We start from the raw sequence: 24,846 nt of genomic DNA, 5'->3' as shown, positions 1-24,846 counted from the left end.
TCATAATAGAAGTTATAAAACGATTATTGTTGACGTTTTGTCTGTTCAGTTTTCAAAGAGCAAGTACATCTTCACTTCTAAAAGCGACTCAATAAATATATCATATTTAAATTTGTTAAGTCAATATCTTTTTGAAAGTTTTTTTATTTACTATCCTTTCGTTTAGGACGAAAATAAATATACCATGAAAATACTCAATATACAACCCCTTTTTCCTATTTTTTTAAAAATATCGGTTAGTTTTAGTGGGAATTTTATTTTCTACCTATTTATATGTTTTTTATCATATACTACTTCACTAAACAACCTTTATTATATCCAATACTTAAACTTTCTCACTAACGGCTTAAATGATTAATGAATATTTGAACTCCTTCTAAAAAACTTATCCTCTGTCAAAATAGATTAACTACACAAACTCCATTGGCCTTTCCTAGATGTATAAAAAAATAAAATCATTCTCTATATCATTCATCTACTTAATGAAACCCCATCTCACCAAATAGCCGTAACAAAAGATTATTACAAGCAATCAATTAGTTTTGTTTCTTAAAAAATGTGAAATTGCAGAATCAACTGCGTTAAAAAACAGATTTTCCCCTACATAAAGTCGGGGTTAAAACTGAAGATTTGCTCGCCTGAGGAAGTTAATCTTTTATTATAAACATAAAAGCAAATTTTCTAGCGTAATAACTAAATCACACTATTCATAAAATAATATCATTAACTTCCTGTTTAGACTTTATAGTAGGAGGTTATTACATTCTTTATAATAATGATGTAACCTTTACATAATACAAAACACTAACTGGAAAGATGGAGATATAATGTATTTTGATTATGACCTTTTTATCAAACTAGGAATTACAACTGTTCTAGGCATTATCATTGGGCTAGAAAGAGAAATAAAACGTAAGCCAGTGGGTTTAAAAACAAGTTTAGTTATTAGCATTGTAAGTTGTTTATTAACAATAGTATCAATAGAAGCTGCCTATAAATTCCCTGGCAGCGATGAAGTTAATATACAGATGGATCCATTGCGCTTGCCGGCTCAAATTGTATCTGGAATTGGTTTTTTAGGAGCCGGCGTTATTCTAAGAAGAGGAAATGATAGTATTTCTGGCCTAACTACTGCTGCTTTAGTTTGGGGAGCTGGCGGTATGGGGATTATTGTTGGAGCCGGTTATTATACGGCCGGTATCACTGGGGTTTTGCTGTTAATTTTCAGCATTAAATACATTCCGATTTTCATGAGTCTAGTAGGACCTCGCCAATTAAGAGAAAAGGAAATTCGCATAAAAGTTAAAGTTCCTCAAAAAGAAAACGTTTCTTCTATCGTTAATTCGGTAGCAAAACTTGAAATGGGCATTAAACATGTACGCATTAAAGATTTAGAAACAGGAGAGCATTCTATTCTTCTTATTGTCACTGTAAATCATAAAAGGAGCATCACAGATGTATATCAAGATATTGGAGAATTGCACGGGGTACAGCAGATAGAAGTTGAAAGCTTAAATTAAACTGTTGCAAAAGAAGAGATAGACTAGCAATAAATTTTATCTCTTCTTTATAAAACCTTATTTAATTCATAAAAAGATATTGAAATATGATAAAAAAAATTGTATAATTATTAGTAGTTATATGGGGGCTTAGCTCAGCTGGGAGAGCGCTTGCATGGCATGCAAGAGGTCGTCGGTTCGATCCCGATAGTCTCCACCAATACAAAACTAACAAGCAAAATATTATTTTGAAATCTTTTACTTTAGATAGAAGATTTCAAAATAATATTTTGCTTTTTTCTATTATGTTTTAAAGTAGTCTTTGAGTCTTCTATCCATTTATTTCATAAAAATCCCCCTAATATAAAATTATTCTATAAAAATTTTTCTTTCTAAAATGCCTATATAACAAAAGAAATGGCATATACTAAAAAAAAATATTATATTTTGTCGGATTTTATGGATTATTTAACACACTTTCTGTATAATCAGCCTTATTGAATTTTTTCAAAAGGATTATGAAGGAGGTTTTTCATTTTGGGAAAAGCATTAATTATTGGTGCTGGCGGTGTAGCTAGTGTTGTTGCACATAAATGCTGTCAGGTGCCAGATGTATTTGAAGAAATTTGTATTGCAAGCAGAACGCTTTCTAAATGCGAAGCGTTAAAAAATAAATTAGACGGTGGCAAAACAAAAGTTTCAGTCGCTCAAGTCGATGCTGATAAAACGGAAGAAGTAATTGAGCTAATCAATTCTTTTAAGCCGGAAGTAGTAATAAATGTGGCTTTGCCTTATCAAGATTTAACTATTATGGATGCATGTTTAGCTACAGGTGTTCATTATCTAGATACAGCTAATTACGAGCCGCCAGAAACAGCTAAATTTGAGTATAAGTGGCAATGGGAGTATAAACAAAAGTTCGAGGAAGCTGGTTTAACCGCATTGCTTGGAAGCGGATTCGACCCAGGTGTAACTGGAGTATTTACTGCATATGCTCAAAAACACCATTTTGATGAAATTCATTATATTGATATTGTGGATGCAAACGGTGGAGATCATGGCTACCCTTTTGCAACAAACTTTAATCCAGAAATTAATATTCGTGAAATCACAGCAAACGGCCGTTATTGGGAAAATGGAAATTGGATTGAAACTCCTCCACTTTCTGAAAAAAGAGAATATGATTTAGATCAAGTAGGACCTAAAAATATTTATCTTTTATATCATGAAGAATTAGAATCACTTGCTGTTAATATCAAAGACCTTAAACGCATCAGATTTTGGATGACTTTCTCTGATAACTATTTAAATCACTTAAAAGTTTTAGAAAATGTTGGAATGACTTCAATTGAACCAATTACGTATGAAGGCAAAGAAATCATCCCATTACAATTCTTAAAAGAGATTCTTCCAGATCCAGCTTCTTTAGGCCCTAGAACAAAAGGAAAAACAAATATTGGCTGTATCATCCAAGGTGTAAAAGACGGAAAGCCAAAATCTTATTATGTATATAATATTTGTGATCACCAAGAATGTTATCAAGAAGTAGGATCACAAGCTATTTCTTATACAACCGGTGTACCTGCAATGATTGGTGCTATGCTAATTATGAAAGGCGAATGGAAAAAACCAGGCGTCTATAATGTAGAAGAATTCGATCCAGATCCATTTATGGATGCTCTAAATAAATATGGTTTACCATGGCAGGAGAACTTCTCTCCAACTCTTATAGATTGAGAGGACAGAAATGAAAAAGATTGATTTTAATCAGGCACCATCCCCTTGTTATGTTGTAGATGAAAGATTATTAACAAAAAACCTAGAATTATTAAATTCTGTACAAGAACGTACAGGAGCAAAAATTCTTTTAGCGTTAAAAGGTTTTTCTATGCACTCTACATTTCCTTTAGTAGGAAAATACTTAGCAGGTGTTACATCAAGTTCCCTATTTGAAGCTAGACTAGGTTTTGAAAAAATGGGGAAAGAAGTTCATGCGTATGCTCCGGCATATGTTGATAGTGAGTTTGATGAATTACTGCAATACACGGATCACATTGTTTTTAATTCATTTGATCAGTGGAATCGTTTTAAAGATAAAGTAAAAAACGCAGATAAAAAAATTGATGTAGGCCTTCGGATTAATCCGGAGTATTCAGAAATTGAAACTCAATTATATAACCCTTGTGCTCCATATTCACGATTTGGTGTTACTCTCGCTAATTTTAAACCAGAAGAATTAGATGGCATCGATGGCCTTCATTTCCATACAATGTGCGAACAAAATTCTGATACTTTAAAGCGTACGATTAAAGTAGTGGATGAAAAATTTGGAGAATACATTAAAAAAATGAAATGGATTAACTTTGGCGGCGGGCACCATATCACAAGACCAGACTATGATATCGAAACGCTTGTTGAATCTATTCTGTTTATTAAAGAAAAATATGATGTTGATGTATATTTAGAGCCTGGCGAAGCAATAGCTTTAAATACTGGATACTTATCTACAACTGTTCTTGATATTGTCAATAACGGAATGGATATCGCTATATTAGATACTTCTGCGACTTGTCATATGCCAGACGTTCTCGAAATGCCATATCGACCTAATATTATTGGCGCTGATATGCCTGGGGAAAAGGAATATACCTATAGACTTGGCGGAATGACTTGTTTAGCAGGCGATGTAATCGGAGACTATTCTTTTGACAAACCATTAAAGCCAGGGGATCGATTGATCTTCTGTGATATGGCGCATTATACAATGGTCAAAAATCATATGTTTAATGGCGTAAACTTGCCAGCAATTGCTTCCTACAACGAAGAAGAAGGCATGAAAGTTATCCGTCAATTTGTTTATGAAGATTACAGCAATAGATTATCTTAATAGATACAAAAAATCCACCTACATAGGTGGATTTTTTGTATTCTTATTTTTTATTAGGATTATGCTGTAGATAAACAACATGTGTTTGCAGAAATTCGTCTAAGCCGTGTTTGCCGTCTGCCCCACCGATGCCAGATTTTTTTCTTCCAGAATGAAACCCTTGAATGGCTTCAAAGTTTTCCCTATTAATATAGGTTTCCCCAAATAATAATTCATTGGCTGCACGCATAGCTGTATCCAGATCTTTTGTATAAATGGAGGATGTCAAACCATATTGGCAATCATTAGCAAGCTCAATTGCTTCATCTAAATCTTTAAAAGTTAAAATAGGCAAAACTGGTCCAAATACTTCCTCCTGAACAATCTCTGAATCTTGTTTCACATTAATTAATACAGTAGGTTCATAAAAATGGCCTTCTTTCCTATCTGCTCGTTTCCCGCCCGTTAAAATTTGTGCCCCTTCTGATACAGCTCTATCTACCATCGCTTCAACAGATTCTAATGCTTGTCTACTTACTAGAGGCCCCATATCTAAGTTTTCTTCTTCTAATGGATTTCCAAAACTCACTTTTTTCATTGCTTCCACTATTTTCGCAGTAAAAGCTCCTGCGATGCTTTCATGTACATAAACACGCTCTGCACAATTGCATACTTGTCCGCTGTTAATAACACGTGAATCTACTATCGCCTTTACAGCTAAATCAAGGTCTGCATCTTCTGCCACAATCGCCGGCGCTTTTCCTCCAAGCTCTAAACTTACTTTTGTTACATGATCGCTCGCGGCTTTCATCACACTTACTCCTGCATTCACACTGCCTGTTAAGCTTACAAGTCCGATTTTTTCACTAGAAGCAAGCTTGTCTCCGACAGTGGCGCCTCTACCTGTTACAATATTAAATACACCTTTAGGCATCCCCACTTTTTCTGCTAATTTAGCAAACTCAAGTGCATTGTTAGGAGTTTCGCTGCTAGGTTTAATCACAATTGCATTTCCAGTAACTAGTGCTGGAGCCGCCTTTCTGGCAACAAGGAAAAATGGAAAGTTCCAAGGTAAAAATCCAGCTACCACTCCTATCGGTTCTTTAAATATCATTATATTTTCATTAGGACGATCACTTTGCAAAATTTCCCCTTCATAGCTTCTAGCCATACCCGCCATATAATCTATATAATCGGCTGTAAACTCAACTTCTGTAGTAGATAGAGCAAGAACCTTCCCCTGTTCTTCTGAAATGACACGTGCAAGAAACTCTTTATTCTTTCGAATTTCTTCAGCTAAAGCTGTTAGATACTTTGCACGCTCACTTGCCGGTTTCTTTTTCCACTGTTTTTGTGCTTGTTCTGCAACATCTATCGCCTCTTGAACTTCTTCTACTGTACAGCTTGGTACTTGTGAAATCAATTCTTCAGTTGAAGGGTTATATACCGAAATATATTCACCAGATTTTGAATCTACAAATTCCCCATTGATATACATTTGATATTGTTTAGTTTCTGTTTTTGTACTCATTTTATGTCCTCCCCACTGTTATCAAAAAGGCAAGCGCCAATAAAAACACCCGTTTAATATAGCGTTTACATAAATTATGAGGTTTATTTTTCTAAATGTCAACAAAAACAGACTTCCGTTTACTTTACTTTTCTTTTGTTTTTATTTGATATTGTTTTTTACTGTTTTTATTTTCATTGTTCTATAGGTTTTCCAAAATTATCCACATTGAACTAATTATTATCAGCATATGCTATATCTGACAGCTCTCTGATACAAAGTTAAATAATTGTATATTTTTGTAAAATAAGTTTCCACTTACCTTCTTCTCCAGGAAAGCTTACTTCTTGTACATTCATTTATCACGCACTGTATATGTATCTGCCAATCATCAAATAAGTTCTTTTTTTCCTTCTATATCAAAAAAATGGGCGTCTATTTAATTACGCCCATTTTTTATTGTAAATTAGATATTATTGATAGCCATTTTCTCGAGATGCAGCTTCATCTTCTATTTCTTCTCTAAAACCCTGAATCGATTGCTCTCTTCTTTTATTTTTTTGTTCAATTTTAGCTTTCTCTTCTCCACTTGCAAAAGCCATTGTTTCCTCTGCTTTATCGATATTTTCTAATGTGTTTTGCACCATGTCTTGCAATTTTTCCACATTATCTGAACGATCATCATGATTAGGTTTATGTTGTACCATATTCATTTCCTCCTTAATAAAAAATAGTTACTAAAGTATTTTGGATTATTTTTTATCTAATTATCCATTTTTCCTTTAACATTTATAGGAAGATATTCTTAAGGAAATATTAAGAAATATTCCTTATACTTTTCTATAACATTTTTATAAAAAAGGGGAATTTATATAATGAACATTTCATCGATCAGTTCAAGCATCAGCAATACAATCTCTACAAATTCGAATAATGAACTGCAAAAATTGGAAAGTCAAAAACAACAGCTGCAAGCACAACAAACTCAACTTGAACAAAATGAAAATTTAAAAGAAGCTGAAAAAGAAAAACAAGTAGAACAAATAAAAAAACAAATTCAAGCAATTGAAGAACAAATTCAAGCATTAAAAACAACCAACACTGCTGGCAGTCAAATTAGTTCTCAAACTCAAGCACAAACAATATCCCAGAATAAAGATTCTTTAACTATAAGCAAAGAAGCACTTTCTTTATTTGAACAAGAATCAACGGCTAATTCAAATGAAAATTCTTAATCTGCTGCTAGATTTTTACTGAACTAAGGAATAATAATTATTTATCGTTTTTTTCTTTTCTACTATTTTTTATCATTCCTATTAGTTGTATTTCTCCAAATATAGTAAAATAGAAATTAGTTTACTATTCTATTTAAATTTGGAGGTTTGTATTTCATTGTTTGTAAAGAAACTATTAATATGCAGTTTAAGTGTTTGCCTTCTTTTGAGCCCTTTCTTTAAGCCTAATAAAGCCGCGGCCGCAGATTGGAGTTCAAAATGCTCTTCATTTGGTCAGGTAAAACAAGGTGTAAATCCGTCTTTTCAACAAATCAACTGTCTGTTAACAAATGCCGCATTAGCTTATAAGATTCCTCCTGAAATAGTAAAAGCAGTTGCTTATCAAGAAAGCGGCTGGAAACAATATGTTAATAACAAGCCACTTGTTGCCTCAGATGGCGGAATTGGCATTATGCAATTAACAAACCAATCCAAGTATTCAGAAGAAAAGCTGAAAACAGATATTCTCTATAATATTCAAGCAGGCGTTGAAGTTTTAGACAGTATGTATAAACGTGGAGATTTGCCTAAAATTAGTAGTGCAGACCGCCAAATAATCGAAAACTGGTATTTTCCCATCATGGCCTATAATGGAACAAAACCTAGCAATAGTCCCATTATAAGCAGTACAGGCAAACGAAACAGCAATGCTTATCAAGAAAAAGTACTAGAAATTCTTATGCGTGAAAGCTATTTAGGAGAACGCCCTTTAGCATCCTATCCTTTCAGCAACAAGGACTTTCAATATAATTCAAATTCTGTGGATAATATAAAATTCATAACAAAAAACTATACGATAAAAGCAGAAATGCATGAATCTATTTATAACTTTAAAAAAGGTGCGAAAATAGTAACAACCGACATTGTAAACATGCGCAAATATCCGAACAAGGAATCTGCTGGAGTTAAAAACTTAGCTAAAAATACAACGTTGATTATTAATGGCAATTTCACCTATGACACCTCTTCTAAGCCAAACCAATATGTATGGTACCCAGTAAAAACGCTGGATGGTAAAATTAGTGGCTTTATTTCATCTGTTTATATTACAAACAAGGTGGAACCACCAACAGTATATGCTGTGAGCGATCAGTCTAAAGTAATATCAGGGAAAGCCCCCGCAGGATTTGCAGCAACGATTAAAAAAGGAGCATCTATATTAGCAACAGCAATAGCTGACAAAAACGGAAAATTCGCAGCTAAAATTACACCGCAAAAAGCAGGAACTAAATTAACGATTACTTATAAAAATAGCTTAAATACTGTAAGCGAAGCAAAAGCAATTACAGTTGCTGACAAAACCCCACCGGCTGCACCAAGTTTAAATACAGTAACTAGTGTCTCAAAAACTATTACGGGAAAAGCAGAAGCTGGTTCAACCATTACTTTAAAAGTGAATAACACCGTAATCGGAAAAGGAACTGCAGATAAGGCAAAAAACTTTAAAATTAATATTAAGCCACAAAAAGCAAATTCTATTGTTATTGCTACTGCGACAGACTCAGCAAAAAACACAAGCAAAGGCAGCAATGTAAAAGTTGCAGATAAAACACCACCAGCACCTCCTGCTTTAAATAAAGTAACAACCAAATCCAACGTTGTTACAGGAAAAGCAGAAGCTGGTTCAACGGTCATTTTAAAAGTGAATAATAAACAAATCGGCAAAGGAAAAGCCGATAACTCCAAAAACTTTAAAATTACGATTAAATCACAAAAAGCAAACACAATTATCATGGCCACCGCAACAGATGCTGCCAAAAACACGAGTAAAAACAAAAGCATAAAAGTAATTAAATAAAAAGCAAAAACATCCACACTATATCTTAACTATAGTGTGGATGTTTTTATATCCTACCATTCATTTTTTAATACAATTTTACCGATGGCCTTACCGGACTCTAAATATTGATGGGCGTTTGCTGCATCCTCAAATGTAAATATCTGTTCATCCACTAATGGACGAAGTTCCCCTTCCTCTACTACCTTCGCAATTTCTGCTAAAATTCTGCCATGGTCTTTTCGTTGCTCTTCGTTTAATATTTTTAATAGCATAAATACAACATGGAGAGACAAGCCTTTACTATGTAATGGAGATAAATCATGGCTAGACCGTGCTGCAATCGCCACCACAGAGCCGTTAAGTGCTGCCGCTTCAAAAGAACGATCTAGATTTTCCCCTCCAACTGTATCAAAAACTAATGAAAAACCTTTGCCGGCTGTATATTGGTCAACATATGCTTGGACAGATTGTTCCTTATAATTTATAACAGCATCTGCTCCCAGCTGTTTTGCCAATTTTAGTTTATTTTCTGTAGAAACGGTTGTATATACTTGCGCACCTGCCCATTTAGCTAGTTGAATAGCAATATGTCCAACACCGCCTGTCGCTCCATGTATTAATACATCTTGTCCTTCTCTTAACTTTCCTTTTTCAAATAGAGCCTCCCAAGCTGTAATTGCTACAAGGGGGATGGCTGCCGCTTCTTCCATTGAGATATTTTGAGGCTTATGTGCAAGAAGGCGTGCATCTGCCAGCATATATTCGGCAAGTGCTCCTCCTGTTCCTTTAAAGCCGCCTGCACAGCCAAATACTTCATCGCCTACTTTAAATTGTGTTACACCTTCGCCTACTTCCGCAACAACACCAGCCACATCTCCATGTATAACAGCAGGCAAACTAGGCGCTGCGGCAGGGACTGCACCACTTCTTACTTTCGTGTCAATCGGATTTACACTTGTTGCCCCTACTTTAATTAATACATGCCCGCGACAAACATTCGGCTTGGCTATTTCTGCTAGTTGAAAAACTGACACATCTCCAAATTCCTTTATTAATTGCGCTTTCATTCTGCTTCCTCCTTTTCTTTTTTTTATTGTACATAAAAAAACAAGGGCATAACACTAATATGCATAATCGTCATGAAACTTTCCTTTCTTCTATTAATTTGCTTCTAAGTTAAACTAATTAGGTTTTTAAATTCCTTTATTCGGTTATAGAATACTAAAGTTTTCCAATATGCACTATTTATTTTATATACCAGTTTTTTGATAAGGAGGAAATTAAATAATGATAAATGATTTAATGGATAAAGTAGCAGTTATAACTGGCGCTGCATCAGGGATAGGGCGTGCATCTGCCATCTCTTTAGCAGCTTCGGGGGCTAAAGTTAGTTTGCTTGATTTAGAAATAAATCAATTAGCGGAGGTCCAAAAGGAAATTTCAGATGCAGGAGGAAAGGCTGTTATTTTTGAAACAAATGTATCTGATCCTATTTCTTTAAAAAATTCAATAGAACAAACAGTCGAAAAATGGAAAAAAATCGATATTGCTTTAGTTAATGCTGGTATAAATGGACGTGTAGCGCCAATTGAAACATTAACTCCATTAGATTGGGATACCACGATAGAAACAAATCTTAAGAGCACCTTTTTAACTGTCCGCTATTGCATTCCTTATATGAAAAAAAATGGAGGAAGCATTCTTATTACAAGCAGCATCAATGGAAACAGGATTTACAAAAACTTTGGCATGTCTGCATACAGTACATCTAAAGCCGGGCAAGTAGCGTTTGGAAAGATGGCTGCATTAGAGTTAGCGCAATATAAAATTAGAGTAAATATGATTTGTCCAGGTGCTATTTCTACAAATATTGATGCAAGTACGATTTCTGATCAAGAAAAACTAAATGAAATTTCCATTCCTGTAGAATATCCAAAAGGGAATCAGCCACTTGCTCAAAAATCAGGAGAACCAGAACAAGTAGCCGACTTAGTCTGCTTCTTAAGTTCAAAAGCTTCCAGTCATATTACCGGAACAGAAATTTATATTGATGGTGCAGAATCATTGCTGTAACCCTTCTACAATAAAAGGAAAAGCTATTTTCTCAAAGTTTGTTGTTTTTAGCATAAGAAAATGGGGGAAAAAATGCTTAGCATCCTGCATATACGCAGGCTACTGAAAAAAGTCAGAAAGGCGAGACCTAAGCAAGAGCGGAGTGACGAGAAGGCTTGACGCTCACCGCGAAAAAAAAAAAAGGATATGCAGGATGCGGATTTATTATCTGAAAGCAGCCAAAGGAAAAAAAGCTGAATGATGTCTAAAAAAGACTCTATCATTCAGCTTTTTTTTGCCGCAAAATGGATTAGTTTATTTTTCATAGAAAAAATAATATGATACAAATAAGAATGAAAGAGCAATAATTTTTTCAGAAATCTTATTTTAAAGAATGTATATTAAGGGAGGATACACTACATAATGAATCAAGTAATCGAAACACTAAAAAATCACCGTTCATACCGAAAATATTCCCCACTGCCTGTATCAGCAGATAAATTAGAAACAATCGTGGAAGCTGCACAGGCTGCACCGTCATGGATAAATGGGCAACAAGTTTCTGTCATTGTTGTCCAAGATAAGAATCGAAAAGACCGTCTTGCAGAACTTTGCGGAAATCAAAAACATATAAATGAAGCTCCTGTATTCCTTATATTTTGCGCAGATTTCTACCGTGCCAAACTTGCTAGTGAAATGGAAAATACTAATTTGGAAGCACTTAATGATGTGGATGCATTATTAGTGGGGGCAACTGATGTAGGACTTGCCATGGCAAATGCAATTACGGCAGCAGAATCATTAGAGCTTGGCACAGTGCCAATCGGTGGCATAAGAAGAAATTCCCTAGAAGTGGTGGACTTCTTACAGCTGCCTAAATACGTCATTCCAATCTCTGGATTATGCCTTGGTTATCCAGCAGAGGATCCTGGCATAAAACCACGATTGCCAAAAGAAAGTATTATGCATCAAGAAATTTATAATAAAGACCAGCTGCCTTTTTTGCAGACTTATAATGAAACCTTTAAAAATTATTTAAAAGACCGTGGCGACACAGAAGCAAACTGGACTGACCGCGTTGCTAAGTTTTATAGACAACCCTATTATCCTAGTAATGCTGATATGCTGAAAAAACAAGGATTTCCTGCAAAAGACCTATATAAGTAAAACTCTTTAAGGAAAACTCTGTTACTAATCCGACTTCTTTTTAGAAACAGGAACCTTCACTATTAAACTCGCTCAGCAGAGGGAAATGTTTTCCCCTCTGCTTTTTTATATAAAATTCTCCTGTAAGATTCAACATGGTACAATGGATTAGTTTAAAATTCCGCTCCCTTTGTTGTTTCCTATAGATATTAGATTTTCTCCATAAGCAAAAAAGGGAAATCTTAATTGCAGAATCCCCTTTACCCTAGCTTTGGAAATGTAATTTCAAAAGTCGTTCCTTCATCTAATTCACTATCCACTTTTATAGTGCCTTCATGCTTATCGACAATCCATTTGGCAATGGATAAACCTAAACCCGTTCCTTCAATATTTGTTCTAGATTGCTCTACTTGATAAAAACGATTAAATATTTTTGGTATATCCTCTTTAGGAATCCCTATGCCATTATCTTGCAGCATTAATGTAATTGTATGTGTCTTTTCAATAGCATTCATCATAATTTCTCCTCCTTCTTCTGTGAATTTCATGCTATTATCCACAAGTATAACAAGGAGTTGATGAATTCTTTCCTTATCGCCGACCAATTGAATAGGATTCTTTAATTGAACTTCTATCTTTTTGCCTTGAAATTCCGCAATATCTGCATACTGCTCTTTTACTTCATTTAATAAATCTGTCAAAGAAAATGCCTGTTTTGTAATCTCCATTTGATTGGAATCAGATCTTGCTAGTGTCAATAGATTCGCCACTAGCTTAATAAGCCTTCGTGTTTCTTTTGAGATGACAGAAATATCTAATGCTTTATCTTGAATGGTAGCTTCTGGCTCCTGAAATAAAAGGTCTGTTCTTGTTTGAATAACAGCAAGAGGCGTCCTTAATTCATGGGAAGCATCTGAAACAAATTGCTGCTGCGTTTCCCATGACTTCTGAATCGGCACAAGCGCCCTGCCTGCCAGAAAATATCCCGCAATTACAGCACATACGCTGCCTATAATAACGCCGACTGTCATAATGATGATCAAACGATTTAACATTATTTTTTCTGGATTGATATAGCGAATAAATTGCACGGTCACTTCCTCGCCATTTAGATTTACCTTTGCTGCAAGTGTATGAAAGCTGCTTCCATCAGAGGATTGTTTTTCCTCTATTAATCCTTTTTTATCTGGATAAAAAGATTCTTCTTCCTCTTGATAATCAATCATTGCATTGTCAGATACTTGTGTTATTTTCTCGTCTTTCCAGATAATATAATTTACCTGCGGCTCTAGCATAGGTGCCCGATTGCCCCCTCGTTCCCCCTGCTTTTCTAACGACTTAATCATGTCCACTGCTTTTATAAGAGATCTATTTACATCACTATATATTTGTTTTTCTGTATAATGATAGATAAGGATACCTAATACAATCATTAACACAATAAAAACAAGGGAGTTTAGCATGGTCAGTTTTATTCTTGTTTTTCGAAACATTAGATAGGCTCCTTAACTCTCTTTTAAAATATATCCTACACCACGAACTGTTTGAATATCTTTATGATAAGAAAATCCCTCTAGCTTTTTGCGCAATTGATGGATAAACACTTCTACAATGGCAATGGTAGTATCTGAATCAAACCCCCAAATACGGTCAAAAATCTGCTCTTTCGTTAAAATTTTCCCAGAGTTTTGAATAAGATATTCTAATAAATCATATTGTTTAATGGTCAGCTTAATGGGAACACCTTTCACTAAAACATCGTTCTCTTTGCCTGTTAAAACAATTTCCCGATATTTTATGCCCTCGTCCATATCAAGTACACCACTTCTTCGCAATAATGCTTTTATTCGCGCTAAAAGTTCAGGTGCTTGAAATGGCTTGACTAAATAATCATCCCCCCCAAACTCCAATCCTTTTACTCGATCTTCTAAAGAGTCTTTTGCTGTCAGAAATAAAACAGGGGTCTTAATTTTTTCCTTTCTTATTTCTTTTACAATATCAAATCCATTCATATATGGAAGCATCACATCTAATACAATTAAATCATAAATATTTTGCTGGGCATAAAACAAGCCATCTTCCCCATTATCTGCTCCATCTACTTCATATTCCTTTTCTAAAATTTCTTTTATCGATTCTAATAAGGAAATATTATCTTCTACTATTAATATTTTCATATTCATTCTCCTCACTTTTATTAAAAACTAACTTTATCTTATTAATTTGCATAAGGAAATACAAGGTTAGCTTCAGATTTTGCAGGAATCAGCTATCTAGTTTATACCATATTCCCTTTATCCTTTTAATTTCCTGCTATCAAAAGAAAAGCGATCGCACCTTGCGAATCGCTCTTCTTTTGCCTACCTAGTTTTCTATTTGCCTTTATATACATACAGTGTAGAACTGCCGCCACGTTGATTCTGGGTATCGGTATTATCCGTGTTATCAGAAGAACTACTGTTATCGCTAGAAGCATCTGAAGAATACTCACTGCTTGGAACTTCCTCGCAATTCTCTTGGATCCACGCAGTTACATCACTATTTCCGCTGCCGCCCATTCCTTGGCCAGAAATTAAGAAATATTTAATTTCCCCATTTTCCGCCATTTTTTCCAATTCTTCAACAGTCGGAGCAGGATCACTTCCGCCAAATCCTCCCATTGCCATAACAGCATAATCTGTATTCAGCATAATGGAATACGCAGACTGGGCTCGTTGAACAGCTAGGAAAAACTTTTCACCATTATAGTTTTCCTCTAAATACTGCATCAACTCCGTATCAACGCCACCCATTTCTCCGCCGCCCATTTTTCCATTATCGCGAGGTGGGGTGCCCCCTTGCAGTTGTGAAGCATTTCCTTGGTTATTGTTTGCATCAGAACTGGCGTTGCTATCATTTGTTTTATCTGCAGCACTAGGCATATTGCCTCCTGGGCTTCCTTGGATATTTCCAGGTGCCCCCATTCTCGTATTGCCCTCTGGACCTCCTTGCATGCCGCCTCGACCGCCGCCCATTCCACTTGTCGGCCCAGCTGTTGGAATAGATTCATTTCCGGTTTTTGTTATAGTAATGGCTGTCCAATAAATAGGAAGCACTAAAAGAGAAAGAATACTGGCAATTGCTATTGTACGTTTGATTGTTTCGCTTGATCTTGCTGCAACAAGAAGCATAAACAATACCACTCCAAGAACAATGCCAACCCACATCCAAATAATAGAGACAGATGAACTATTTTGATAAACAATCAATGCTTCGAATAAACTTGTTGCAAGAATGCCGACTGGCAATAACCAGCTTTCCCAGCCTTTTTCTTCTTTATAAAAGTTATATATGGTGTTAAAGCCAATACCTGTTAGCGCTGCAATTGCAGGCCCCATCATGCTTAAATAATAATGATGGTAAAATAGCGCAATACTGAAAAATACCATCATTGGCATAAGCCAAGCTAACCAAAATAAAGAAAAATGATGTTGCATTGTATATCTTCTCGTTTTTAAGAAAGTTACCACTAATCCAATTAAAGCAAACAGCACAAATGGCAGCAGCCAACTAATTTGTCCAGAAAGTTCACTTTGGAATAAACGCAGAGGACCTGCGTCTCCAGTATTAAACATTCCGGACTTCTGGCTAGCATCATCATTCATCATGCCGCCTTGTCCACTTGGAGGACCTCCGCCATCATCTTGCATACTTGAACTCGCAGAAGTTCCTTCATTGTTTTGAGTATTTGTATTGGAAGATTCAGCAGCATCATTACTAGTGCCATTAGTTGTCTGATCGCTAGTTTGTGTTTGTTCTGTCCTGTTATTAGCCGGCATTTCTTGTTGGCCAGAACTATTCCCGCCGCCTGAATTATTTCCTGTTAAACGGGACAATCCATTATAGCCAAGAGCTAATTCTAATACAGAATTTGTTTCGCTTCCGCCCATATAAGGACGTTCACTCTCAGGCGTTAAATCAACTGCCACTGCCCATGATAAAGAAATAACAGCTAAAACAACTGTGGAGATTACCAAGTTTATTATTTTCTTTGCAAGTTTTATTTCTCTTGTTGCAAAGAAATAGTAGAAGAAAAATGCCGGCAATACCATAAATGCTTGCATCATCTTCACATTAAAGCCAACACCAACTAAAGCAAAACTTAAAATCAGCCATCCTAGTTTCTGCTTTTCAACAGCTTTCATAAGCGCCCAAGTTGCGGACATTAACGTTAAAATTAAGATGCTATCTACATTATTTGTACGCACAACTGCTACAAAAATGGGAGAGCATGCCAGTACTAAACTTGAAATCAGCGCTGAGGTTCTGCCGAATTTTGGTTTTACTATTAAATAAAGCAATAAAACAGATATAACTCCAGCTAATGCTTCTGGCAGCAATAATACAAAATCATTAAATCCAAAAATATAAGCAAATATAGCTTGTATCCATAAAGCGACAGGAGGTTTATCGACCGTGATAAATCCTGCAGGATCAAAAGATACAAAGAAAAAGTTATGGAAGCTTGTCAACATGCTTTTTATTGCCACACTATAATAAGAATTTGTTCCTGCATTTTGCAAATTATAAAAATTTAGCCCTGCAGAAAACAGTAGTATGATAATTAAAAGGATATCTACTCTTCCTTTAGTCCATTTTTTCATAAATACCTCATACTTTCTGTTATTTTTACTGTTTTAAATGTTCCTTCTACTAGACATCACTTGCTTTTTTGGTAAAAACAAAAAATTTTGTGCCTATAAAGTTAATGAAAACACCAATGACTGTTGCTGCAAACTTGCTTGCAGCCAAACTCCAATGATGTTCAGTGTAAAAAAGCTGGAGAAAAAGCATCGTAATCAATAAGGTTAGAGCATTTACACATACAAAACGGAAGAACTCTTGCCAATTTGCTTTTTCTTTCCTTTTAAACGTCCAAGCACGGTTCATAAAATAGCTGTTTAAAAGTCCACAGATGTAGGAAATGCATTGTGCAATTAAATAATTTACAGATAAAACCGCCAATAATGTATAGACAAGAAAATCAATACAAGTATTGACGCCCCCTACTGCTGCAAACTTTCCAAAAATGATAAATTTTCGTTTCATTTTGTCGTAATGGCCGTTTTTGTTGGATTTTCCACACTATACACATCCTGTACAATATATAATGGCCGATTTTTTGCTTCATCGTAAATACGGCCTATATATTCGCCCATTACCCCTAGCATCATGAGGGTAATGCCGCTAAAGAATAGTTGTATGACAATGATAGAAGACCATCCTGTAATAGTCGTTGTTGTAAAAAGTTTTTGATACAGCACAACAAGCATATAAATAAATCCGATAGTTGATAATGCCGCCCCTAGATAATTCGCTATTTTTAATGGCTTATATGAAAAAGAAGTGATTCCATCTATGGATAATTTAAGCATTCGTTTTAATGGATATTTTGTTTCACCAGCGTATCTTTCGTCTCGCTCATATTCTACAGCAGTTTGCTTAAAGCCAACCCAGCTTACTAATCCTCTGACAAATCGATTTCTTTCATGAACATTTTGCATCTGTTCACAAACTTTTCGGTCAATTAAACGAAAGTCTCCTGTATCGATTGGGATTTCAATGTCAGTCATAGCTCGCAGTGTTCGATAAAATAGGGCAGCAGTTTGTTTTTTAAAAAAGGTTTCTCCCTTTCTTGCTGTTCTTTTTGCATACACCACATCATAGCCGCTTTTCCACTTTCCAATCATTTCTAATATCAATTCAGGAGGATCTTGTAGATCTGCATCAATAATAATGACAGCATCTCCTTGTGCATAATCCATTCCAGCTGTAATCGCAATTTGGTGACCAAAATTTCTAGAAAAATCAATTGTTTTTATATGATTATCGGTTTCTCCCAAATGTTTTAATATATCAATAGTACTATCTCTGCTTCCATCATTAATGAACAATAGCTCATATGTTTCTGCTGTACTGTCCATCACAATTTTTAAGCGCTCATAGGTATGTTCTATCACCTGTTCTTCATTAAATACAGGTATAATAATAGAATACTTTAGGTTATCCATTTATTATCACCTTTCCTTTCATAAACTGTAACAATACTTCCTTTGCTACTTCCGAATGGAATAATGTGATTCTACTGAATAAACCTTAATTAATCCTTAACTTTCCTAAAATATCATATAAAAGATTAGCTGTTTTCTAAAAGATTGTTGTTCTTCGGATAGTTTCCATAAGTAAATCCATAGTTATAAAACAAGTGGATTGGAGTGAAAAGGGCGAGATTCCTGTAGGATTAGCGGGACAGGCGCTATGCCGAGGAGACTCACCGTCTGCCCCACGGAAATCAGTCTACTCAACAAAGTTTACAAAAACAGCCAAAAGAATAGATGTATCAAAACTTTTTTCAGTCCTACACTTTCAGTGACAAGGATTCTGTTCCTCTTTTTAAAGATAAAAAAATCCTCTAATAATATAGAGGATTTTTCAATTTAACCTATATTTATATAACGTCCGGCAATTTAAAGTAATTGGATAATTTGCTGTCTACATGATTTTTCCAGCCGTCAAGAGGCACATCAAGCTCTGTTAATAATTTATAGGCATGCACCCATGCACTCATTTCTGCATTTACTCGATAAGACCAGTCATTTAGCCATTTATCATAATCTAAATCCCCTTGGATAAAATCCAGCACATGTCCAATCTCATGAGCAAGAGCATACGTATTTTCCAAAGAAATTTCATAAGGAACAGTAATAAACATATTTGCATTAAAACTTATTTTCTTCATAGAATCATACACTACCTTACAGCCCAACTCTTCTGCTTTTTGAACCACTTGCAAAAACTTATCTATTGAAATCATTATTCACATTCTCCTTTTTTCTAATAATGATCAAAACTTATCTTCATTTAATATGCGATTTATCCTTGATTTATCAGCCAAACAAAAAAATGCCAAACATTTCCTCTCTTTTTTCTGCTTATTTCATGTTTATTCATCCCAAAAGCGGCTATATAACCTATGTACAATTCATAAAAAATTTTTTAGGAGTGATCAATATGGCAGACAAAATGAGCAGAGAAGAAGCAGGAAGAAAAGGCGGACAAGCTACAGCTAAAAATCACGATAAGGAATTTTATCAAGAAATTGGACAAAAAGGTGGAGAAGCTACTTCTAATAACCATGATAAAGAATTCTACCAAGAAATCGGCGAAAAAGGTGGAGAAGCTACTTCCAATAACCATGACAAAGAATTCTACCAAGAAATTGGTAAAAAAGGCGGAGAAGCTACTTCCGACAATCATGACAAAGAGTTCTATCAAGAAATCGGCAAAAAAGGTGGAGAAGCCACCTCTAAAAACCATGATAAGGAATTTTACCAAGAAATCGGCAAAAAAGGCGGCAATGCAACCAATCGCAACAATGATTAATCCATTGATGCCATTTATATTAGGTAAATCTAAAACCCAAATGTTCTAATTAGAGCATTTGGGTTTGTTCGTCGTTTTAGTAATGGTTTTTTATACTTATCATTTTACATTAAAAACTATGCTTATGAAAAATATTTAGACGGGATACTTTGTCTGATGATCTGCAACAATAGTTATCTCATTTTCTTTAGAATTCACCGATAAATCTGCATTAGAGGAATAATACCATGTTTTTTGATTTTCTTCCACTATAAATAAATTTAATTCTTCTTGAAAATCAAGCAAGTTTTTAAGCTCGTTTTTTGTAACAGATGCAGTGATGACCCATTTATCTTCTTTTGGATTTACAGAATAATGAGCAGTTTCAAGAAATAGTCTGCTTCCAATGGCATGACGAATCATTAACATTATTATTCTCCTTCTGGCAAATCAATTAACATAATAAAACTGTCCTCTAAAGCATCTATTTGCAAAAAATCAATATCTTCAATACGTGCAGATCCATATTTTCCAGCGGAATATTCATTGTTTACTAGCACGCTTCCATCAATTATATAAACAAAAATTCTTCTGCCCTCTTTTTGTTTATATTCTATCCCCTCTTTGGCATCGATTTTTGATAAATACACAGTAACATCTTGATGAATTTTCGCAATCCCCTTACTAGCATTAGGAGCTACGATTGGCACTAGCTGATTTTTTAAGCGGCTGGTATCATAGCTAATATCTTCATAGGAAGGAGGCAACTGTTTTGTATCAGGAAAAAACCATAATTGAAGAAATCTGCCTGGCATTGTCTCAGATGGATTAACTTCTGAATGAAGAATTCCTGTTCCTGCTGTCATTCTTTGGACCTGGCCGAATTCAATCACTCCACTATTTCCTAAACTGTCTTCATGTTTTAGCTGTCCGCTTAAAGCAATAGAAACAACTTCTGCTTCCCTATGTGGATGTATTCCAAATCCATTTCTCGGTTGAATAATATCATCGTTTAAAACCCGCAATGGTCCAAATTGGATATTTTCAGGATCATAATAAGGACCAAAAGAAAAACTAAAATGACTCTCTAACCACTCATTGCTTGCTGAATGTCCAGCTTCTTTCGGAAATATCTGTATCATCTCTGCTTTCCTCCTTAGTAACTCCTTATTTGGCAAAATTTTTCTGAAACCAGCTTGCTGCTGCGTCTACTTCTGTTCTGGTTAATTGATGGCCATAGTTTTCCCAATGCATATGGATATTTGCTCCCGCATTTGCCAATAACTCTTTCAAATCTTCGGATTCTTGCAAAGGACAAATAGGATCATTTTTCCCTGCTGCAATAAAAACAGGAAGATTCTTTAAATTTGGAAGGTCTATTCCTCGACGTGGAACCATCGGATGATGTAAAATAGCTCCTTTTAACCCATCAGTATAATGGAATAAAATGCTTGCTGCTATATTTGCCCCGTTTGAGTAACCAATTGCTACAATATTTTTGCGGTCAAATTCATATTTTTCTGCACTTTCATTTAAAAATTCATTTAATTCCTTTGTGCGGAATATTAAATCTTCCTCATCAAATACACCTTCTGCTAATCTGCGAAAGAAACGGGGCATTCCATTTTCCAAAATATTGCCGCGAACACTTAAAACAGAGCTTTCTGGCTCTACTAACTCAGCAAGGGGCAGCAGATCATGTTCTGTTCCACCTGTACCATGCAATAATAATAGAGTTGGTTTATTCTGATTGCTTCCTTTTTTAAAAATATGCTGCATTTTATCCTTCTCCTATTCTTAATTTGGTCGTTTTATACTAAACATTTCTCCAAGTTTGCTATAATTATCGCCAGCAAGTCTAGCGACAGGCTTTAACTGCTCAACTTCTATTTTTCCATCCTTATATAATTTTTCTTGAATATGAAAGCAAACAGCGCGGCCGAGTATTAAATCACAGGTAGGCTTCCCTTCATCATTTGTAATGGTAATAAGATGCTCTAGCTTACATTCTATTCTAATTTTAGCTTCTGTTATTCCTGGTGTTGAGATTTGAGCACTCTTTGCCTTCTGCATATGAGCATACTCAATTTCACTTTGATTGCTTGGCAAACTTGCTGCTGTTTCATTTATTTTTTCTATATTCTCCTGATCACAAATATGGACAACAAACTCCTTATTTAGACTAATATTACGAGCTGTATCTTTTTGTATATAGTTTTTTCTCTGAATAGCGATAGAAAGAATCGGCGGATCTGAGGAAACGATGTTAAAAAAACTAAAAGGTGCACCATTTAACGCATTTCCCTTTCCTATGGAAGTCACAAATGCTATCGGTCTAGGAAGGATGCTTCCAATTAAAAATTTATACACATCCTTAGGAGACAAAGAGGCCGGATCAATCATAAACATTATTTTTCCTCCTAATTATCTAATCAATCGTTTAAAAAACACTATTATCTCGAATTCAAGATAATTATACTATTTATATTTCTTTTATGTCAAATAGATAAAGTAAACTCTCCATCAATACGATTTTGCAGACAAACTTCCTTTCCAAATCCTTGAGTTAATGGTCTTACAGCCTATTAAATAAGGATAGCTAGCCTGTATATGCTTTAAAAAAAGGCACATGACTCATTCATGTGCCTTTTTTTAAACTTTTCTATTATTTAAAGACTTTAACACGCTCTTCTAACGGTTTATATTCTTTTTGGCCTGGTTCAGCTGTTGGTTTGCCAAATGGCATTTGCGCGACTAGTTTCCATGTTCCCGGAAGATCCCATTTTACTTGCACCGCTTCATCAATTAGAGGGTTATAATGTTGCAAAGATGCTCCAAATCCAGCTTCTTCTAACGCCGTCCAAATAACTAACTGATGCATCGCAGACGTATGTGCAGACCAAATTGGGAAATTATCTGCATATGCCCCAAATTGTTTTTGCAACCCTTCCACTACTTCTTGATCTTCGAAAAAAAGAACCGTTCCATAGCCAGCTTTAAATGAATTTATCTTTTCTTCTGTTGATGCAAAATTTTCAGCAGGAACAATTTTTTTTAATTCATCTGCTGTAATAGCCCAAACTTTATCATGATTTTCCCCTAACAAAACAACTACCCGTGTGCTTTGAGAATTAAAGGCAGAAGGCGTATGCAAAACAGCTTCATTCACAATTTTTTGAATTTTTTCATCAGAAACTACCTGCTCTTTACTAATTCCATAATAACTGCGTCTGTTTTTAATTGCTTCTAAAAAATTACTCATCATTCATTCCTCCATTTTCTTTTATATATCACTTACTATTCGTAATTAACTTTAATTTTATAATTTAATATTGTCAAGTAATTAATTTTATCCCCAAAAGACCTGCTATATCATTATAAATTTCCTATACCCTATATAATTATTTATAATCTTTTGATATGATAGAATTGTATGTGAAAATTAGTTCTTTTCTGGATGAAAAATACGCCAAAATGCCTAATTAATAATATTTACCTATTACAATTGATGCTTTTTTCATTTAAAATATTTATAGCTAAGTTTCTATTAATATAGTAACCAATTGCTATAGATACTAGCTTTAAAGGAAAGAGGTAAGATGAGTGTGGGCATTATTAATGAAGGTGAGTTTATAGAGACTGTGCATATTAAAGGAGCACAAGTATCTTTAGTTTCTTCTGGTGATGGTACAGAGATTATTTATCACAAGCTCCAACCTGGCACTGACTGGGCAATTACCCCTGAAGAAGGTTGGAATGCATTTGAGTATTTATATATTATTTCAGGACATATGAGACTTCAATCGGAATCTAATCACTTTAGTTTAAAACAAGGAGATTCATTTTTCGAAAATCCCGTTAAAAAACATTATCTCTTTCATGCAGAAGAGGTAACGGAATTTATTTATGTATCCAGCCAACCTGTATTCCATCATTTTAGTTTCGTCTCAAAAGAAATGATGGAACTTGCTCTAGCTATTGAAGAAAAGGATGGCTATACCATTGATCATTGTAAAAGAATTAAAGAAATCTCATTAATGATTGGAAAAGAGCTTGAATTAAAATCAAGACAGTTGATGAGATTAAATATGGCATCATTTTTGCATGATTTAGGAAAAGTTAAAGTCCCGCTACAAATTCTCCAAAAACCAGGAAAGTTAACATCTGAAGAATGGGAAGTAATGAAACTACACCCTATTTATGGGAAAGAGATTCTCTCAGATACAGGCATTACTTTATTAGTAGAGGCTGGAGAAATTGTCGCTCAACACCATGAAAGATTTGACGGAAAAGGTTATCCTTTAGGTTTAAGCGGGGAACAAATCTCTATAGAAGCTGCTATCATTGCTGTCGCTGATTCATATGATGCCATGACAACAGATAGAGTTTATCGAAAAGGGATGCCTAAAGAAAAAGCAATGGAAGAAATTAAAAATTGCAGGGGAACCATGTATCATCCCTTAATCGTTGATACATTTATTTCTATAAAAGATTTACTAGATTTTTAAAAGGGAGAGAATTATTTTGAAAAAAATAGCGTGGATTTTTATTGCTGCTGTTTTATTGTTATCATTTCAAATAAAACCTGCTGAAGCAGCATATTTGCCCCAATATGATAAATATGTAGAAGTATCGTACGATCAAGCAAGACAAATTGCCGATCTATTAGGAATGAAAGATATTCCACTTGGAGAGCAAACAGCAAAAATATCTTTTGATGTACAAGAAAAAACAATCGCTAAAATTGAAAAAATTATTGGAAAAGAAATTGACCATTATTATATTTGGCTAACTGTAGACGGAGCGCCTGTATTAGGCATTGATCCTCCTCATCCATTATTTTAACCAAAAAGCCTTTATGGCTTTTTTTTTATAAAACAAAAAACAGCTCAAAAGATGAGCTGCATATTATATAAAAACTCAAACCAAATGGGATAACATTTTAATCCATCCAAAAAAAGAAATCCAAAGAGGTATACTGATAATTACTCCCCATTTTAAGCCCTTTAAAAAGTTTGCTTGTTCTTCCATTCTATCCACTCCTTAATATAAGTAGATTAGCCAATGAATTGTATATATTCATTATAGACGAAAACGCTTTCATTATGCCAATATTTATCATTATATTTAGCACTTTTTCTATTTTTTAAACATTTTGGATTTTTTTTTTTGATTACATGTCAATATAACAAAGAAGTATGAACATATTATGAAAGCTCTACAAAAAAGGTTCACAACACAAATTCCAACGATAAAAGGCAATACAATTCACTAATAAACATATATTTTCCCAAAATTTTATTAATCTATTAATCATT

The 24,846-nt window shown here is 34.6% G+C and carries 24 protein-coding genes and 1 tRNA gene; 11 read left to right on the top strand and 14 right to left on the bottom strand.

Annotated features, from left to right (window positions below):
• The first annotated feature begins 827 nt into the window (after positions 1 to 827).
• The 4 genes from NCCP28_RS22875 (at position 828) to nspC (ending at position 4,386) form a co-directional block, all read left to right on the top strand.
• Complete coding sequence (locus NCCP28_RS22875; protein WP_248563467.1) at positions 828 to 1,520, top strand: MgtC/SapB family protein; 693 nt, start codon at positions 828 to 830, stop codon at positions 1,518 to 1,520.
• Positions 1,521 to 1,643: 123 nt separating this feature from the next.
• Positions 1,644 to 1,719, top strand: a tRNA-Ala gene (locus NCCP28_RS22870).
• Positions 1,720 to 2,036: 317 nt separating this feature from the next.
• Positions 2,037 to 3,236, top strand: a complete 1,200-nt coding sequence (locus tag NCCP28_RS22865; protein WP_248563466.1) for a saccharopine dehydrogenase family protein — start codon at positions 2,037 to 2,039, stop codon at positions 3,234 to 3,236.
• A 10-nt stretch (positions 3,237 to 3,246) separates the two neighbouring features.
• Positions 3,247 to 4,386, top strand: a complete 1,140-nt coding sequence (nspC, locus tag NCCP28_RS22860) for a carboxynorspermidine decarboxylase (RefSeq protein ID WP_248563465.1) — start codon at positions 3,247 to 3,249, stop codon at positions 4,384 to 4,386.
• Positions 4,387 to 4,429: 43 nt separating this feature from the next.
• Here nspC and aldA read toward each other — a convergent pair whose 3' ends face one another.
• Complete coding sequence (aldA, locus tag NCCP28_RS22855; protein ID WP_248563464.1) at positions 4,430 to 5,896, bottom strand: aldehyde dehydrogenase; 1,467 nt, start codon at positions 5,894 to 5,896, stop codon at positions 4,430 to 4,432.
• 452 nt (positions 5,897 to 6,348) lie between these two features.
• A complete protein-coding gene (gene tlp, locus NCCP28_RS22850) occupies positions 6,349 to 6,582 on the bottom strand; it encodes a small acid-soluble spore protein Tlp (protein ID WP_248563463.1) in 234 nt (77 codons plus the stop codon).
• A gap of 168 nt (positions 6,583 to 6,750) precedes the next feature.
• On the opposite strand from tlp, the gene NCCP28_RS22845 reads away from it, so the two are divergent.
• Complete coding sequence (locus tag NCCP28_RS22845; RefSeq protein ID WP_248563462.1) at positions 6,751 to 7,110, top strand: hypothetical protein; 360 nt, start codon at positions 6,751 to 6,753, stop codon at positions 7,108 to 7,110.
• Positions 7,111 to 7,267: 157 nt separating this feature from the next.
• Complete coding sequence (locus NCCP28_RS22840; RefSeq protein WP_248563461.1) at positions 7,268 to 8,947, top strand: Ig-like domain-containing protein; 1,680 nt, start codon at positions 7,268 to 7,270, stop codon at positions 8,945 to 8,947.
• Between the two features lie 53 nt (positions 8,948 to 9,000).
• Here NCCP28_RS22840 and NCCP28_RS22835 read toward each other — a convergent pair whose 3' ends face one another.
• Positions 9,001 to 9,996 (bottom strand): zinc-dependent alcohol dehydrogenase family protein, encoded by a 996-nt coding sequence (locus NCCP28_RS22835; protein ID WP_248563460.1) that lies wholly within the window; start codon positions 9,994 to 9,996, stop codon positions 9,001 to 9,003.
• Positions 9,997 to 10,216: 220 nt separating this feature from the next.
• Between NCCP28_RS22835 and NCCP28_RS22830 the strand changes: the two genes are divergently transcribed.
• Complete coding sequence (locus NCCP28_RS22830; RefSeq protein WP_248563459.1) at positions 10,217 to 11,002, top strand: SDR family oxidoreductase; 786 nt, start codon at positions 10,217 to 10,219, stop codon at positions 11,000 to 11,002.
• A 402-nt stretch (positions 11,003 to 11,404) separates the two neighbouring features.
• Entirely contained in the window at positions 11,405 to 12,148 is a 744-nt protein-coding gene (locus tag NCCP28_RS22825; RefSeq protein ID WP_248563458.1) for an NADPH-dependent oxidoreductase, read from the top strand.
• 239 nt (positions 12,149 to 12,387) lie between these two features.
• Here the strand turns inward: NCCP28_RS22825 and NCCP28_RS22820 are convergent, their stop codons facing one another.
• The 6 genes from NCCP28_RS22820 to NCCP28_RS22795 form a co-directional block, all read right to left on the bottom strand.
• Entirely contained in the window at positions 12,388 to 13,620 is a 1,233-nt protein-coding gene (locus NCCP28_RS22820) for a sensor histidine kinase (protein WP_248563457.1), read from the bottom strand.
• A gap of 12 nt (positions 13,621 to 13,632) precedes the next feature.
• Entirely contained in the window at positions 13,633 to 14,304 is a 672-nt protein-coding gene (locus NCCP28_RS22815; RefSeq protein ID WP_248563456.1) for a response regulator transcription factor, read from the bottom strand.
• A 195-nt stretch (positions 14,305 to 14,499) separates the two neighbouring features.
• Positions 14,500 to 16,770, bottom strand: a complete 2,271-nt coding sequence (locus NCCP28_RS22810) for a glycosyltransferase family 39 protein (protein WP_248563455.1) — start codon at positions 16,768 to 16,770, stop codon at positions 14,500 to 14,502.
• Between the two features lie 49 nt (positions 16,771 to 16,819).
• Positions 16,820 to 17,215: a GtrA family protein gene (locus tag NCCP28_RS22805; RefSeq protein ID WP_248563454.1), complete on the bottom strand. Its 396-nt coding sequence runs from the start codon at positions 17,213 to 17,215 to the stop codon at positions 16,820 to 16,822.
• Entirely contained in the window at positions 17,212 to 18,177 is a 966-nt protein-coding gene (locus NCCP28_RS22800; RefSeq protein WP_248563453.1) for a glycosyltransferase family 2 protein, read from the bottom strand. Before NCCP28_RS22800 ends, NCCP28_RS22805 begins: the two co-directional genes overlap by 4 nt.
• 437 nt (positions 18,178 to 18,614) lie before the next feature.
• The gene (locus NCCP28_RS22795) at positions 18,615 to 18,980 is read right to left on the bottom strand and encodes a type III secretion system effector protein (RefSeq protein ID WP_248563452.1); all 366 of its coding nucleotides are present in this window, start codon (positions 18,978 to 18,980) and stop codon (positions 18,615 to 18,617) included.
• Between the two features lie 197 nt (positions 18,981 to 19,177).
• Here NCCP28_RS22795 and gsiB point away from each other — a divergent pair, with 197 nt between their 5' ends.
• A complete protein-coding gene (gsiB, locus tag NCCP28_RS22790; protein ID WP_248563451.1) occupies positions 19,178 to 19,549 on the top strand; it encodes a KGG domain-containing protein in 372 nt (123 codons plus the stop codon).
• A 135-nt stretch (positions 19,550 to 19,684) separates the two neighbouring features.
• On the opposite strand, the gene NCCP28_RS22785 is transcribed toward gsiB, so the two are convergent.
• From NCCP28_RS22785 to NCCP28_RS22765, 5 genes are all read right to left on the bottom strand, one after another.
• On the bottom strand, positions 19,685 to 19,957 hold the full coding sequence (locus tag NCCP28_RS22785; protein ID WP_248563450.1) for a hypothetical protein: 273 nt from the start codon (positions 19,955 to 19,957) through the stop codon (positions 19,685 to 19,687).
• A gap of 2 nt (positions 19,958 to 19,959) precedes the next feature.
• A complete protein-coding gene (locus NCCP28_RS22780) occupies positions 19,960 to 20,670 on the bottom strand; it encodes a pirin family protein (RefSeq protein ID WP_248563449.1) in 711 nt (236 codons plus the stop codon).
• Positions 20,671 to 20,695: 25 nt separating this feature from the next.
• Positions 20,696 to 21,307, bottom strand: coding sequence for an alpha/beta hydrolase (locus NCCP28_RS22775; protein WP_248563448.1), 612 nt, complete (start codon positions 21,305 to 21,307; stop codon positions 20,696 to 20,698).
• Between the two features lie 18 nt (positions 21,308 to 21,325).
• The gene (locus tag NCCP28_RS22770; RefSeq protein ID WP_248563447.1) at positions 21,326 to 21,937 is read right to left on the bottom strand and encodes a flavin reductase family protein; all 612 of its coding nucleotides are present in this window, start codon (positions 21,935 to 21,937) and stop codon (positions 21,326 to 21,328) included.
• Positions 21,938 to 22,193: 256 nt separating this feature from the next.
• Complete coding sequence (locus NCCP28_RS22765; protein ID WP_375709447.1) at positions 22,194 to 22,790, bottom strand: nitroreductase family protein; 597 nt, start codon at positions 22,788 to 22,790, stop codon at positions 22,194 to 22,196.
• 337 nt (positions 22,791 to 23,127) lie between these two features.
• On the opposite strand from NCCP28_RS22765, the gene NCCP28_RS22760 reads away from it, so the two are divergent.
• Together NCCP28_RS22760 and NCCP28_RS22755 are read left to right on the top strand one after the other, a co-directional pair.
• Positions 23,128 to 24,036, top strand: coding sequence for an HD domain-containing phosphohydrolase (locus tag NCCP28_RS22760; RefSeq protein ID WP_309296647.1), 909 nt, complete (start codon positions 23,128 to 23,130; stop codon positions 24,034 to 24,036).
• 16 nt (positions 24,037 to 24,052) lie between these two features.
• Positions 24,053 to 24,373 (top strand): 8-amino-7-oxononanoate synthase, encoded by a 321-nt coding sequence (locus tag NCCP28_RS22755; protein WP_248563445.1) that lies wholly within the window; start codon positions 24,053 to 24,055, stop codon positions 24,371 to 24,373.
• The last annotated feature ends 473 nt before the right edge of the window (positions 24,374 to 24,846 follow it).

Source organism: Niallia sp. NCCP-28 (genome assembly GCF_023168165.1).
GTDB lineage: Bacteria > Bacillota > Bacilli > Bacillales > Cytobacillaceae > Niallia.
Note: the sequence above shows the minus strand (reverse complement) of the source record. Positions and strands in the feature narration are given on the sequence as shown.